Source organism: Streptomyces sp. NPDC001137 (assembly GCF_040298885.1).
In the GTDB taxonomy this organism is placed as follows: domain Bacteria; phylum Actinomycetota; class Actinomycetes; order Streptomycetales; family Streptomycetaceae; genus Streptomyces.
Genome location: NZ_JBEPBA010000011.1, coordinates 18,117 through 32,030, shown reverse-complemented (window position 1 = coordinate 32,030; position 13,914 = coordinate 18,117). Strand labels below are relative to the sequence as shown.

Annotated in this window: 10 protein-coding genes; 5 read left to right on the top strand and 5 right to left on the bottom strand. The window is 70.0% G+C overall.

Going from position 1 to position 13,914, the window contains the following annotated elements:
- Positions 1–96: 96 nt before the first annotated feature.
- From ABT254_RS22775 to ABT254_RS22765, 3 genes are all read right to left on the bottom strand, one after another.
- Positions 97–966: a hypothetical protein gene (locus ABT254_RS22775; protein WP_351472969.1), complete on the bottom strand. Its 870-nt coding sequence runs from the start codon at positions 964–966 to the stop codon at positions 97–99.
- A 193-nt stretch (positions 967–1,159) separates the two neighbouring features.
- Positions 1,160–2,242 carry a metallophosphoesterase gene (locus tag ABT254_RS22770; RefSeq protein WP_351472966.1) on the bottom strand — a complete coding sequence of 361 codons (1,083 nt, stop codon included), beginning with the start codon at positions 2,240–2,242 and terminating at the stop codon, positions 1,160–1,162.
- A 201-nt stretch (positions 2,243–2,443) separates the two neighbouring features.
- Positions 2,444–3,556 carry a LacI family DNA-binding transcriptional regulator gene (locus ABT254_RS22765; protein WP_030938801.1) on the bottom strand — a complete coding sequence of 371 codons (1,113 nt, stop codon included), beginning with the start codon at positions 3,554–3,556 and terminating at the stop codon, positions 2,444–2,446.
- A gap of 400 nt (positions 3,557–3,956) precedes the next feature.
- Here ABT254_RS22765 and hisC point away from each other — a divergent pair, with 400 nt between their 5' ends.
- The gene (gene hisC, locus ABT254_RS22760) at positions 3,957–5,036 is read left to right on the top strand and encodes a histidinol-phosphate transaminase (protein WP_351472962.1); all 1,080 of its coding nucleotides are present in this window, start codon (positions 3,957–3,959) and stop codon (positions 5,034–5,036) included.
- A gap of 7 nt (positions 5,037–5,043) precedes the next feature.
- On the opposite strand, the gene ABT254_RS22755 is transcribed toward hisC, so the two are convergent.
- A complete protein-coding gene (locus tag ABT254_RS22755) occupies positions 5,044–5,445 on the bottom strand; it encodes a cyclophilin-like fold protein (protein ID WP_351472960.1) in 402 nt (133 codons plus the stop codon).
- Between the two features lie 210 nt (positions 5,446–5,655).
- On the opposite strand from ABT254_RS22755, the gene ABT254_RS22750 reads away from it, so the two are divergent.
- From ABT254_RS22750 to ABT254_RS22735, 4 genes are all read left to right on the top strand, one after another.
- Complete coding sequence (locus ABT254_RS22750; RefSeq protein ID WP_351472957.1) at positions 5,656–7,164, top strand: cytochrome ubiquinol oxidase subunit I; 1,509 nt, start codon at positions 5,656–5,658, stop codon at positions 7,162–7,164.
- Between the two features lie 18 nt (positions 7,165–7,182).
- The gene (gene cydB, locus ABT254_RS22745) at positions 7,183–8,187 is read left to right on the top strand and encodes a cytochrome d ubiquinol oxidase subunit II (RefSeq protein ID WP_351472954.1); all 1,005 of its coding nucleotides are present in this window, start codon (positions 7,183–7,185) and stop codon (positions 8,185–8,187) included.
- Between the two features lie 60 nt (positions 8,188–8,247).
- Positions 8,248–11,763, top strand: a complete 3,516-nt coding sequence (cydD, locus tag ABT254_RS22740; RefSeq protein ID WP_351472951.1) for a thiol reductant ABC exporter subunit CydD — start codon at positions 8,248–8,250, stop codon at positions 11,761–11,763.
- A 142-nt stretch (positions 11,764–11,905) separates the two neighbouring features.
- On the top strand, positions 11,906–12,964 hold the full coding sequence (locus tag ABT254_RS22735) for a M23 family metallopeptidase (protein WP_351472948.1): 1,059 nt from the start codon (positions 11,906–11,908) through the stop codon (positions 12,962–12,964).
- 37 nt (positions 12,965–13,001) lie between these two features.
- Here the strand turns inward: ABT254_RS22735 and ABT254_RS22730 are convergent, their stop codons facing one another.
- Entirely contained in the window at positions 13,002–13,889 is an 888-nt protein-coding gene (locus tag ABT254_RS22730) for an HAD hydrolase family protein (protein ID WP_351472945.1), read from the bottom strand.
- Positions 13,890–13,914 lie beyond the last annotated feature (25 nt).

The window sequence follows — 13,914 nt, the reverse complement described above, 5'->3', positions numbered from 1 at the left end:
CGTGGGGCGGAGCCGTCTGTGGGATCGGTGTTCGGCTTGCGCTCCCCCTGCGGGCCCTGACGGGCCTTTCTGAGGCCGGGGGGCGCAAGCCGACGGTTACTCCGGCTGGTGTTCCGGGCCTCCGAAGTCCGGGCTGGTGTAGTCCGGGCTGGTGAAGCTCGGGCGCGGGCCGGGGGTCGAGCCCTCGTCCGGGCTGCTGAAGCCCGGACGGTCGTAGCCGAGGTGAGGCATGCGGCTGGTCGACGTCGGCGGTGTGGCGGTGTGCAGCGCCGCGGCGGTGCCGGGGTCGGCGAGTGCCTCCCTGAGGAACGGCATGATGCCGCGCTCCAGGAGTGCTTCGCGCCAGGCTTCCCTGGCCACGGCCACTTCTCCGCTCAGTTCGCCGTACGGTCCGGACTCGAGCGAGGGCTGGTTGCGCAGGGCGGTGAGCAGCAGCCCGACAGCGGCGACGAGGATCGCGGCCGCCGTCATGGCACCGAACACCCAACCGGCGGTGATCATGGTCTTGCCGAACACCTGTTTGGGTTCAACCGACCTGATGACGTATCCGACGAGCAGGAAGATCACCGCAGCTGTTCCGGCGAGGACGGGGGTGAGGACGGCGGCGACGGCGACGGCGCCCGCGCCGGCCGGCTCGGCGGCCTCGCCGAGGGTGGTGGCGAGCCCCGCTGCCGCCGCGCCCGGTTCCGCAGAGCCGGATTCGCGGGTGGACGGCGGGGTGGACGACGCCGGCTGGCGCAGTTCCTCGCGAACCTTCACGTAGTGCTGGTACTCGGCCGCAGCGGCCACCGTGATGAGTGCGGTGGCGTTGAGCGCCATCGTGCGCAGCTGTTCGGGGTTGAGCCGCTTACCGACAGCGGCCAGTTCCGGGCGGTTTGGGGCGGAGCGCAGCGCCTCATCGAGGACCCGCTCGTACTCCTGGCGGTCCTCGCTCAGCAGGTGCTGCGGAACGCTGTTCATGTGCATCCCCCGATGCTCCGTAGGGCTTGGGGCTCGCATGCCAACGAGCCGTCGGGCAGAAACGGAGGGGAGCCTGCTACGGATAAGCCGATGGTAGAGCGGCGACGGCACACGGTGACAGGGGGTTTGAAGAAATTGGGCCCTGGCCTGCGCCGTTTATCGCGATTCCTCCGTGGGGGGACGCCTGCCCTGTGAACGTTCAGATATCCAGGGGCAGCTGTTGCACCAGCAGCTTTCCGGCCATGGTCACCCCGCCGTCCATCGCGATGGCCAGGCCCTCGGCGTAGACGTGCGGTCCTTCGACCACGGGACCGGCGCTGTCCTCGCCGTCCTCGGAGCCGACCTCGCCCAGCAGATAGGGAATGGGGCTGTGACCGTGAACAATCCGCGTGCCGCCGTACGTATCCAGCAGGGAGCGTACGGCGTCTGCACCGCCCTCGTCGCGGAAGGAGAACCGCTTGGTCAACTTGCGGAACAGATCCCAGCATTCGTCGGCGTCGTTGCGCGTGAGCGTTTCGCGGACGGTGTCGTTGACCGCCTCGATCGAGTCGCCGTAGTCGAGGTAGGCGGTGGTGTCGGAGTGGACGAGCAGATAGCCGTCGACCTCCTCGACCGCGTCGAGGCGGGCCATCCACTGGAGGTGATGGTCCTGGAGGCGGTCCATGTCGGTCTTCTGGCCGCCGTTGAGGAGCCAGGCCGCCTGGAAGGTGGCGGTGCCCGCGCCGGAATTGACCGGGGTGTCGCCGAACCGCTTGGCGCCCAGCAGCAGCAGTTCGTGGTTGCCCATGAGCGCCTTGCAGTAGCCGCCGGCCGCGGCCGCCTCCGCGGACAGGCGCATCACGAGGTCGATGACGCCGATGCCGTCCGGACCGCGGTCGGTGAAGTCGCCGAGGAACCACAGCCGGGAGGTGCCCGCGCACCAGTTGCCCGCGGCGTCGACGAGGCCCTGCTCCTGGAGGGCGGCCACCAACTCGTCGAGATAGCCGTGCACATCACCGACGACGTACAGCGGGCCCGCGCCGTCCGTCTGCTGCGGGACGGGGAGGGACGCGGGGTCGACGGGCACCTGAAGCGTGTCACCGCGATTGATGACCGGCAGGTCGCGCTGTGTCGGGGTGTACCCCTCCGGGTGCTCGGCCGGCTCCTCGACGGGTCTGGCGACGTCACCGGGGTATGTGCTGTGGCCGTACGGACCGGTCTCGTGGACATACGCCGGTACCCGGAAGTCGCGCAACGTCGCCGTCCGCTCCGTCTCGGGTCCCTGACCGGCCCCCTGAGTCATCAGACCCCTCCACCATCGCGCCGCATCTGCACCGCTTCGGACTGCCTGGTCGCAGCGGCCCGCGGTGTCGTGGGCCCATCATAGGAATGCCGATCGCGCCATGTGATGACCCAGGGGTGGTGAATCGGAGGAAGAGTCCAGTTCACCGCGGCTTTCGCCCCGATTGGGCAGGGCTTCGACCGCCTGCTGACGGCCTTGGTTCTACTCCTCTTCGGGCGACCGCGGCGCGCTGACGGTCGTACGCGGCGGACGTCGCTGGGACGAGGTACGCACGATCAGCTCCGTCGGTATCACCTGCTCGACCGGTTGGTCCGATTCGACCCCCTCGATCGCGTCGATGAGGAGCTGCACCACGGCGGTGCCGATGCGGCGCGGCTTCAGGGAGAGCGTGGTGATGGGCGGTTCGGTGTTGGCGTACACGGTGGACTCGCTGCAGCAGACCAGAAGCAGGTCGTCCGGTACCCGCAGACCGTAGCGGCGGGCCGCCGCGAGCAGGTCCGTGCCGTTCGGGTCGAACAGGCCGTAGACGGCGTCGGGCCGGTCGGGGCGGGCGAGCAGCCGGTCGGCGGCGACGGCGCCCGCGCACGGGTCGTGCGCCGGATATGCCTCGTACACCGGGTCCTGTCCGACGCGTTCGCACCAGCGCAGATACGCCGTGGTCGACAGGTGGGTGTACGTGTCGGTCGAGGTTCCCGTGAGCAGCCCGATGCGGCGGGCTCCGGCGTCGGCCAGGTGGTCGAGGATGCCGAGTACGGCGGCTTCGTGGTCGTTGTCGACCCAGGCGGTGACCGGGAGGGAGCCGGCCGGGCGGCCGTCGGAGACGACGGGCAGTCCCTGCCGGACCAGTTCGCTGACCACCGGGTCCTGGTCGGAGGGGTCGATGACGACCGTGCCGTCCAGTGCCACGTTCGACCAGACGTCGTGACGGGAGGTCGCGGGCAGGATCACCAGGGCGTAGCCGCGGGCGAGCGCGGCCGAGGTGGCCGCGCGCGCCATCTCGGCGAAGTACGCGAACTCGGTGAAGGTGAAAGGTTCATCCCCGTAGGTCGTCACGGTCAGGCCGATGAGGCCCGACTTGCCGGTACGGAGGGTTCTGGCCGCTGCCGACGGGCGATAGCCCAGCCGGTCGGCGACCTCTCGGACATGGCGCCGGGTGGCGTCCGGGAGCCGGCCCTTGCCGTTGAGGGCGTCGGAGACGGTCGTGATGGAGACTCCGGCGGCGGCGGCAACGTCTCTGATGCCCGCCCGGCCCGGTCGGCTGCCTCGGCGTGAGGTTTCCGCGCGGCTCACCTGGTGCTTCCCTGCTGCTGTCATGGCGAGCCGATAGTAGGGCTCATGGAGTGGGGTAGGGCGGACGCATATGCACGCGTTGACAGGCACGTTTCTGCAAGGTCATATACCGTCAACTACCTTTGAAACAAAGTCAGTTGAACGATCCAATGGGACTACGTGACTTGTCGGCGCGCATGGGCCTGCCAAGTCCCCGATGTTTCGAAGAGGTCTCAACTCACCTGCATGGGCGATGCGCGCCAGGGCGCGAGCCACCGGCGCATAGATATATGTGACCGCGCCCCCCGGTTCGTCTGCCTACGGGTGGTGATGCCCCTGATGTGCGTGTGACGGATGAGGTCTGTCCTCAGCTGTACGCAGCGGCGCCGAATCCTCATAAGGTGTGCAGTATTGGAAGCCGGTGGTGGTCATGAGGAGGACTGCGGTGAGCGAGACGAGCCCCAAGCTGCGCGCCGAGCTGGAGGGTATCCCCACCTACAAGCCGGGCAAGCCTGCCGCGGCCGGCGGTCCGGTGGCCTACAAGCTGTCCTCCAACGAGAACCCGTATCCGCCGCTGCCCGGTGTGATGGAGACGGTGACGGCCGCCGTCTCCTCCTTCAACCGCTACCCCGACATGGCCTGTACGGGCCTGATGAACGAGCTGTCGGACCGCTTCGGCGTCCCGCTCTCCCACCTGGCCACCGGCACGGGCTCGGTCGGCGTCGCCCAGCAGCTCATCCAGGCGACCAGCGGCCCCGGCGACGAGGTCATCTACGCCTGGCGGTCGTTCGAGGCGTACCCGATCATCACGCAGATCAGCGGGGCGACCTCGGTGCAGGTGCCGCTGACCCCGGGCGATGTGCACGACCTGGACGCGATGGCGGACGCGATCACCGATCGGACGCGCCTTGTCTTCGTCTGCAACCCCAACAACCCGACCGGCACGGTGGTACGGCGCGCCGAGCTGGAGCGATTCCTGGACCGGGTGCCCGGCGATGTACTGGTCGTGCTGGACGAGGCATACCGAGAGTTCATCCGCGACACCGAGGTGCCGGACGGCGTGGAGCTGTACCGCGAGCGGCCGAACGTCTGTGTGCTGCGCACCTTCTCCAAGGCGTATGGCCTCGCGGGCCTGCGCGTCGGCTTCGCGATCGCCCACGAGCCGGTGGCGGCCGCGCTGCGCAAGACGGCGGTGCCGTTCGGCGTGAGCCAGCTCGCCCAGGAGGCGGCCATCGCCTCGCTCCGCGCCGAGGACGAGCTGCTCGGCCGGGTCGGCTCGCTGGTGGGTGAGCGCAACCGCGTGGTCGACGGGCTGCGCGCCCAGGGCTGGACCGTGCCCGAGACCCAGGCCAACTTCGTGTGGCTGCGGCTGGGGGAGAGCACGGTCGCGTTCGCGGCGGCGTGCGAGCAGCACGGCGTGGTGGTCCGGCCGTTCCCGGGCGAGGGTGTGCGGGTGACGGTCGGGGAGACCGAGGCGAACGACATCTTCCTGAAGGTGGCGGAAGGGTTCCGCAAGGAGCTCTGAGTCGGGGTTACGCGTCTACGAGTTCCACGCGCACCGGGTCGCCGTCGCGGACCGTGGCCAGGAGCCCGGGGTCTCCGTCGAGGCGGCCCAGGACGTTGCACGGGCTCGCGAGGCGGCACTCTCCCCCAAACTCCGTTCGGGGGGACCCCCAGCTTCGCGAGATCGGGGTGGGGCCGTAGGGGAGTGCGAGGGCGTCGCCGTCGGTCCAGAAGGCGACCGTGCCCCGGTCCACGACCTGCTGGGCCGATGTTTCACGTGGAACCGAGACGCCCGTGTCGAAGTAGACCTCCTCGCCCCAGGTACGGGCGGTGGAGGCGAGCGGCAGTGCCCTGGTGAGGGCCTGCGTGGTCGGGGTGTCGTCGAGGGTTGCGGTGAGGTGGCCGGCGGGCCACGAGATCCGTATCTGCACGGCAGGCAATTCAACAAGATGTTGAAGTTGCTGCCAAGGGGGGTACCGAACGGCCCAAGCGGGACCCCCCTTCGACCTTCGACAATCAGTGCGTCATAATTCCTTGTGAATGTGAACGCGTTCACAAGCGTGTCCCGGTTGCTCCAATGGCGTGTGTGACATAAGGGGCAAACTGCCGCTGTACCACGGCGACCTAAGGAGACTGACGACGTGGACCTGGCTCTGGCGCCGGAGACCCTGGCGCGATGGCAGTTCGGTATCACCACCGTCTACCACTTCCTGTTCGTCCCTCTGACGATCTCGCTGGCCGCTCTCACGGCCGGTCTGCAGACCGCATGGGTGCGCACGGAGAAGGAGAAGTACCTCAGGGCGACCAAGTTCTGGGGCAAGCTGTTCCTGATCAACATCGCGATGGGTGTGGTCACCGGCATCGTCCAGGAGTTCCAGTTCGGCATGAACTGGTCGGACTACTCGCGCTTCGTCGGTGACGTCTTCGGTGCCCCGCTCGCCTTCGAGGCCCTGATCGCGTTCTTCTTCGAGTCGACCTTCATCGGCCTGTGGATCTTCGGCTGGGACAAGCTGCCCAAGAGGATCCATCTGGCCTGCATCTGGATGGTCTCGATCGGCACGATCCTGTCGGCGTACTTCATCCTCGCGGCCAACTCCTGGATGCAGCACCCCGTCGGCTACCGGATCAACAAGGCGAAGGGGCGTGCCGAGCTCACCGACTTCTGGCACGTGCTCACCCAGAACACCGCGCTCGCCCAGGCCTTCCACACGCTCTCCGCCTCCTTCCTGACCGGCGGCGCTTTCATGGTCGGCATCGCCGCCTTCCATCTGTTCCGCAAGAAGCACGTCCGGGTGATGAAGACCTCGCTGCGGCTGGGTCTGGTCACCGTCGTGATCGCCGGTCTGCTCACCGCGATCAGCGGTGACACCCTCGGCAAGGTCATGTTCAAGCAGCAGCCGATGAAGATGGCCGCCGCCGAGGCGCTGTGGGACGGCCAGAACTCCGCGCCGTTCTCGATCTTCGCGTACGGCGACGTCAGCAAGGGCCACAACACCGTCGAGCTGTCGGTCCCCGGCCTGCTGTCGTTCCTCGCCGACGACGACTTCAACTCGTACGTCCCCGGCATCAACGACACCAACAAGGCCGAGCAGGAGAAGTACGGCCCCGGCGACTACCGGCCCATCATTCCGGTCACGTTCTGGGCGTTCCGCTGGATGATCGGCTTCGGCATGGCGTCCTTCGCCATCGGCATCGTCGGACTCTGGCTGACCCGCAAGAAGTTCATGCTGCCGCAGCATCTGAGGGTCGGCGAGGACGAGGTGCCGCATCTGGTCCTGTTCAGGAACAAGGCCCTCAGCCCCAAGCTGGGCAGGCTCTACTGGCTGGTGGCGATCTGGACCCTGGGCTTCCCGCTGATCGCCAACTCCTGGGGCTGGATCTTCACCGAGATGGGCCGCCAGCCGTGGGTCGTCTACGGCGTCCTGCAGACCCGGCACGCGGTCTCCCCCGGTGTCTCCCAGGCCGAGGTCCTCACCTCGATGATCGTCTTCACCACGCTCTACGCCATCCTCGCCGTCGTCGAGGTCAGGCTGCTCGTGAAGTACGTGAAGGCCGGCCCGCCCGAGCTCACCGAGGCCGACCTCAACCCGCCCACGAAGATCGGCGGCGACACCCGTGACGCCGACAAGCCGATGGCCTTCTCGTACTAGGCCGAGGGAGATCGAGTCATGGAACTTCACGACGTCTGGTTCGTCCTGATCGCCGTCCTGTGGACCGGCTACTTCTTCCTGGAGGGCTTCGACTTCGGGGTCGGCATCCTCACCAAGCTGCTGGCGCGGAACCGGCCCGAGAAGCGGGTGCTGATCAACACGATCGGTCCGGTGTGGGACGGCAACGAGGTCTGGCTCCTCTCGGCCGGCGGTGCGACCTTCGCCGCCTTCCCCGACTGGTACGCCACGCTCTTCTCCGGCTTCTACCTGCCGCTGCTGATCATCCTGGTCAGCCTGATCGTGCGGGGTGTCGCCTTCGAGTACCGGGCGAAGCGGCCCGAGGAGAACTGGCAGCGCAACTGGGAGACCGCGATCTTCTGGACCTCGCTGATCCCGGCGTTCCTGTGGGGCGTCGCCTTCGGCAACATCGTGCGGGGCGTGAAGATCGACAAGAACTTCGAGTACGTCGGCACGTTCTGGGACCTGCTCAACCCTTACGCGCTGCTCGGCGGGCTGGTGACCCTCACGCTGTTCACCTTCCACGGGGCCGTGTTCACGGCGCTGAAGACGGTCGGGGACATCCGGGAGCGGGCACGGAAGCTGGCGACGGTGGTCGGTCTCGTCACCGCCGTCGTGGCGCTGATCTTCCTGCTGTGGACGCAGGTCGACAGCGGTGACGGCAAGAGCCTGATCGCACTGGTCGTGGCCGTGTCCGCGCTGGTCGCCGCCCTCGTGGCGAATCAGGCCGGGCGCGAAGGATGGTCGTTCGCGCTGTCCGGCATCACGATCGTGGCCGCCGTGGCGATGCTCTTCCTTTCCCTCTTTCCGAACGTCATGCCGTCGTCGCTCAATGGAGACTGGAGCCTCACGGTCACCAACGCCTCGTCGAGCCCCTACACCCTGAAGATCATGACCTGGTGCGCCGCGATCGCCACGCCGATCGTCCTGCTCTACCAGGGGTGGACCTACTGGGTGTTCCGCAAGCGGATCGGTACGCAGCACATCGCTGACGCTGTGCACTGAGTCCGAGTTGGGGCATGTTTCACGTGAAACATGCCCCTTGAGGAAGAGGGTGTGTTTCACGTGAAACCGATCGACCCGCGACTGCTCCGCTACGCCCGTGCCACCCGCCTCTTCATGGTGGCGGTCGTCGGCCTGGGAGTGGTCGGTGCGGCGCTGGTCATCGCTCAGGCGATGCTCATCGCCGAGGTGGTGGTGGGTGCCTTCCAGCACGGGATGTCGGTGGGTGAACTCGGCACTCCCCTGCTGCTGTTGGCGGCCGTCGCCGGTGGCCGGGCACTGGTCTCGTGGCTCACCGAGCTCGCGGCGCACCGGGCGAGCGCGGCGGTGAAGTCGGAGCTGCGGGGCCGGCTGCTGGAGCGCGCTGTCGAGCTGGGGCCGGGATGGCTGAGCGGGCAGCGGACCGGTTCGCTCGTTGCCCTCGCCACCCGTGGAGTCGACGCCCTCGACGACTACTTCTCGCGTTATCTGCCGCAGCTGGGGCTCGCGGTGGTCGTGCCGGTGGCGGTGCTGGCCCGGATCGTCACCGAGGACTGGGTCTCGGCGGCGATCATCGTGGGGACCCTGCCGCTCATTCCGGTCTTCATGGTCCTGATCGGCTGGGCCACACAGTCCCGGATGGACCGTCAGTGGCGGCTGCTGTCCCGGCTGTCCGGACACTTCCTGGATGTGGTCGTGGGGCTGCCGACGCTGAAGGTGTTCGGGCGGGCCAAGGCGCAGGCCGAGTCGATCAAACGCATCACCGGCGAGTACCGGCTGGCGACCATGCGGACGCTGCGGATCGCCTTCATCTCGTCCTTCGCGCTGGAGCTGCTCTCCACGCTGTCGGTCGCGCTGGTCGCCGTGACGATCGGCATGCGGCTCGTGCACGGCGAGATGGACCTGTACACAGGTCTCGTCATCCTCGTCCTCGCACCCGAGGCCTATCTGCCCCTGCGGCAGGTCGGCGCGCAGTACCACGCGGCGGCGGAGGGCCTTGCGGCGGCCGAGGAGATCTTCGCGGTCCTGGAGACGCCGGTGCCCGCGTCGGGCACGGCGGCCGTGCCGGCGGGCGGTATCGCCTTCGAGGGGGTGACGGTCCGGTATCCCGGGAGGTCCGAGGACGCCGTGTCGGAGGTGTCCTTCGCCGTCGGGCCCGGCGAGACCGTCGCACTCGTCGGGCCGAGCGGCGCGGGCAAGTCGACGCTGCTGAACGCCCTGCTGGGTTTCGTGCGGCCGGCCGCGGGGCGGGTGCGGGTCGGGGGAGCCGAACTCGCCGAGGTCGATCTCGGGCAGTGGCGGTCGAGGATCGCCTGGGTGCCCCAGCGGCCGCATCTGTTCGCCGGGACGATCGCCGAGAACGTGCGGCTTGCCCGGCCCGACGCCGACGACACCGCCGTACGCAGAGCGTTGAGCGATGCCGGGGCGCTGGAGTTCGTGGACGCGTTGCCCGGGGGCGCAGGGACCGTGCTCGGGGAGGACGGGGCCGGATTGTCCGCCGGGCAGCGGCAGCGGCTCGCGCTCGCCCGCGCGTTCCTCGCGGACCGGCCCGTACTGCTGCTGGACGAGCCGACGGCGGCCCTGGACGGCGCCACGGAGGCCGAGGTCGTGGAGGCGGTACGGCGGCTGGCGGTGGGGCGGACGGTGCTGCTGGTGGTGCACCGGCCGGCGCTGCTCAGGGTCGCGGACCGGGTGGTACGGCTGGCGACGGCGGACGCGGCGAGGTCGCCGGAGCGACCTGTGTCCCCCACCGCCTCCGTGAGGTCCGGAGCCGTGACGGCCGGGGCTCGCCCCGTCGAGGCCGCCGCTGCGGAGAAGACCGGGACAAGCGGTCTCACGACGGGCACGCGCGCTGTCCTCACCCGCGTCCGTGCCATGTCCGGCCCCCGGCGCAGCCGTCTCGCCCTCGCGCTGCTGCTAGGGAGCCTTGCGCTCGGCAGTGCCGTCGGGCTCATGGCCACCTCCGGCTGGCTCATCTCGCGGGCCTCGCAGCAGCCGCCCGTGCTGTATCTGATGGTGGCGGTGACCGCGACGCGGGCCTTCGGCATCGGGCGGGCCGTCTTCCGTTACGCCGAGCGGCTCGTGTCGCACGACGCGGTGCTGCGGATGCTCGCCGACACGAGGGTCGCCGTCTACCGGCGGCTGGAGCGACTGGCTCCCGCCGGGCTGCACAGCACCCGACGGGGCGACCTGCTCTCGCGGCTCGTCACCGACGTGGACGCCCTGCAGGACTACTGGCTGCGCTGGCTGCTGCCCGCCGGATCCGCGGCGGTCGTCTCCGCCGCGTCCGTCGGCTTCACCACCTGGCTGCTGCCCCAGGCCGGTTTCGCGCTCGCCGTCGGGCTGGTGGCGGCCGGAGCCGGTGTGCCGCTGGTCAGCGGTGCCGTGGCGCGCCGCGCCGAACGCAGGCTGGCACCCGCCCGAGGGGTGCTCGCGACGCGCGTGACCGATCTGCTCACCGGTACCCCGGAGCTGACCGTCGCCGGCGCCCTGCCGGCTCGTACCGCCGAGGCACGGCAGGCGGACGGTGTGCTCACCCGGATCGCCTCGCGGGCCGCAACCGCCACCGCGCTCGGCGACGGACTCACCGCGCTGCTGTCCGGTCTGACAGTCACCGCCACCGCCCTCGTGGCCGCCCAGGCGGTCGCGGACGGGCGCCTGGGCGGCGTCGCGATGGCCGTCGTCGTCCTCACCCCGCTGGCCGCCTTCGAGGCGGTCAGCGGGCTGCCGCTCGCCGTGCAGTACCGGCAGCGGGTCCGCAGAAGCGCGGAGCGCGTCTTCGAGGTCCTGGACGCGCCCGAGCCGGTACGGGAGCCGGAGCGGCCCCGGCAGGCCCCCACCTCCCCCTTCCCAGTCGTTCTGAAGGGCCTGACCGCCCGGTACGAAGCGCAGGACCGGGATGCCCTCGGCGGTCTCGATCTCACCCTCCCCCGGGGACGCCGGGTCGCCGTGGTCGGGCCGTCCGGCTCCGGCAAGACGACGCTGGCACAGGTGCTGCTGCGCTTCCTGGATGCGGACGCCGGCTCGTACACGCTGGCCGGTGTGGACGCCCAGGAGCTCGACGGCGACGACGTACGACGGCTCGTCGGGCTGTGTGCCCAGGACGCTCACCTCTTCGACAGCTCGGTACGCGAAAACCTGCTGCTGGCGAAGAAGGACGCCACCGAGGGCGACCTGCGCGACGCGCTCGCCCGGGCCCGGCTGCTGGACTGGGCCGACAGCCTGCCCGAGGGGCTCGACACACTCGTCGGCGAACACGGGGCCCGGCTGTCGGGCGGACAACGGCAGCGCCTCGCGCTCGCCCGCGCACTCCTCGCCGACTTCCCGGTTCTCGTGCTCGACGAACCCGCCGAACACCTCGACCTGCCGACGGCCGACGCCCTCACCGCCGACCTGCTGGCCGCCACCGAGGGCCGCACGACGCTGCTCATCACGCACCGGCTGGCCGGTCTGGAGGCCGTCGACGAGGTCGTCGTACTGGACGAGGGGCGAGTGGTGCAGCGCGGTACGTACGCCGAACTGGCCGCCGTGCCGGGGCCGTTGCGGGCGATGGTGCAGCGGGAGGCGGAGACGGAGCTGCCGGCCGGGGCGACGTCGTAGCACCTGCGCAGCCCTCATGGCGCGACGGGCGCCGTACCGACGCGTCACGATCCGTCCGTACTGAGCCATCCGGGGTGCTGCTTCCCCCGGGCGCAGGACTTGAACATGACCCGTCCCGGCCGGGCGGGTCACGATCGCTGACATGCGCTCATTCCGCCGTCGCCCCTTGCTCGTTCCGGCCCTGCTGTGTGCGCTCGTCATGCTTGCGGCGCGGCCCACGGAGGCGATGGGCGTGGGCGACGGGGACGAGATCGGCAGTGGCATCAGCGGTCGGGTCGAGCAGCTCTACGAGGATGCGGCACTGGCGACGCAGCAGTACGAGGCGGGTCGGCAGGAGGCCGACGTGCGGCGGGCGCAGGCCGAGCATTCCCAGGCGCTGCTGGACGGCGAACGGCGGGAGATCGCCCGCCTGCACGAAGACCTGGGCCGGATGGCACGCGCCCAGTACCGCACCGGCGGCGGTCTGCCCGCGGCCGCCCAGCTGATCCTCGCGGACAGCCCCGACGCGCTGATGCGCGGTCAGCACGTCCTGGCGCAGGCGCATCTGGCCCTGGCCGGCTCCGTCGCCAGGAGCCGCCGGGCCGAGGCACGCTTCGCCGCCGACGAGGCGAAGGCCAAGGCGGCCTGGCAGGCGCTGGAGAAACGGAACATCGAGCTCGCCGCCGTGAAGGACACCATCGAGCGGAAACTCGAGGAGGCGCGCGAAGAGTTGCAGGGACAGGCGGAGGCTTCCGTCGCGGCCGGCAGCTGCCGCGGCCCCGTCCGGCTCCAGCAGCCGGCGGCACACTTCACCCAGCCGTGGGTGGCGCCCGTGGAGACGTACCAACTGTCCGCGGGCTTCGGCAGCGGCGGCGACCGGTGGGCCAACAGGCACACCGGGCAGGACTTCGCGGTACCGATCGGCACGCCGGTGCGGGCGGTCGGCGCGGGACGCGTGGTGAGCGTGTCGTGCGGGGGCGCCTTCGGCATCGAGATCGTGATCCAGCACCCGGGCGGCTACTACACGCAGTACGCGCATCTCGCCGCCGTCGCCGTCGACCAGGGCGAGCGGGTGGACACCGGTCAGTGGATCGGGCAGTCGGGCACCACCGGCAACTCCACCGGCCCGCATCTGCACTTCGAGGTGCGCGTCACACCTCAGATGGGCTCCGCGGTGGACCCGGTGCCATGGCTGGCGGCACGAGGCGTGCTCCTCGCATGACCGGGACGACCAGGGCTTGCCGGATCACCACGCGCAGCTACCCGCGCTCTGCCAGCATCCGTTCGATGACGAGCGCCACTCCGTCGTCGTTGTTGGCGACCGTGCGGCCCGAGGCTGCGGCGATGACGTCCGGGTGCGCGTTGCCCATCGCATAGGACCGGCCCGCCCAGGTGAGCATCTCCACATCGTTCGGCATGTCCCCGAAGGCGACGACCTCCTCGTGCGAGATGCCGCGCTCCGCGCAGCACAGGGCGAGCGTGCTCGCCTTGGAGACGCCGGGGCCGCTGATCTCCAGCAGGGCACTGGGACTTGAGCGGGTGACGTTGGCACGGTCGCCGATGGCGAGACGGGCGGTGGTGAGGAAACCGTCCGGGTCCAGGGTCGGGTGGTAGGCGAGGATCTTCAGCACCGGCTCGGCGGCGCCGGGCCCGTCCGGCGCCAGCAGGTCCTCGGCCGGCATGAGGTTGTCCGGGATCTCCATGTGCAGCTTCGGGTAGTCCGGCTCCTGGTGGAAGCCGTACGTCTGCTCCACCGCGTACACCGTGCCCGGCGCCGCGTCGCGCAGCAGCCGTACGGCGTCCAGCGCGTTGTCCCGGGCCAGCTCCCGCACCTTCACGAACCGGTGGGCGCCCGGGCCGCCGTGCAGGTCGACCACGGCCGCGCCGTTGCCGCAGATCGCCAGGCCATGGCCGTGGACATGGTCACTGACGACGTCCATCCAGCGGGCCGGGCGGCCGGTGACGAAGAAGACCTCGATGCCCGCGTCCTCGGCGGCGGCGAGGGCGGCGACCGTGCGCGGGGAGACCGACTTGTCGTCCCGCAGGAGGGTGCCGTCGAGATCGGTGGCTATGAGCCGCGGCGCGGCGGCGGCGGCCGGGGTCTCGGGCTGTCGAGTCGCTGAGGTCACCCGCCCATTCTCCCGCATATGCCCGCACGGCCGTGCGGGAGTC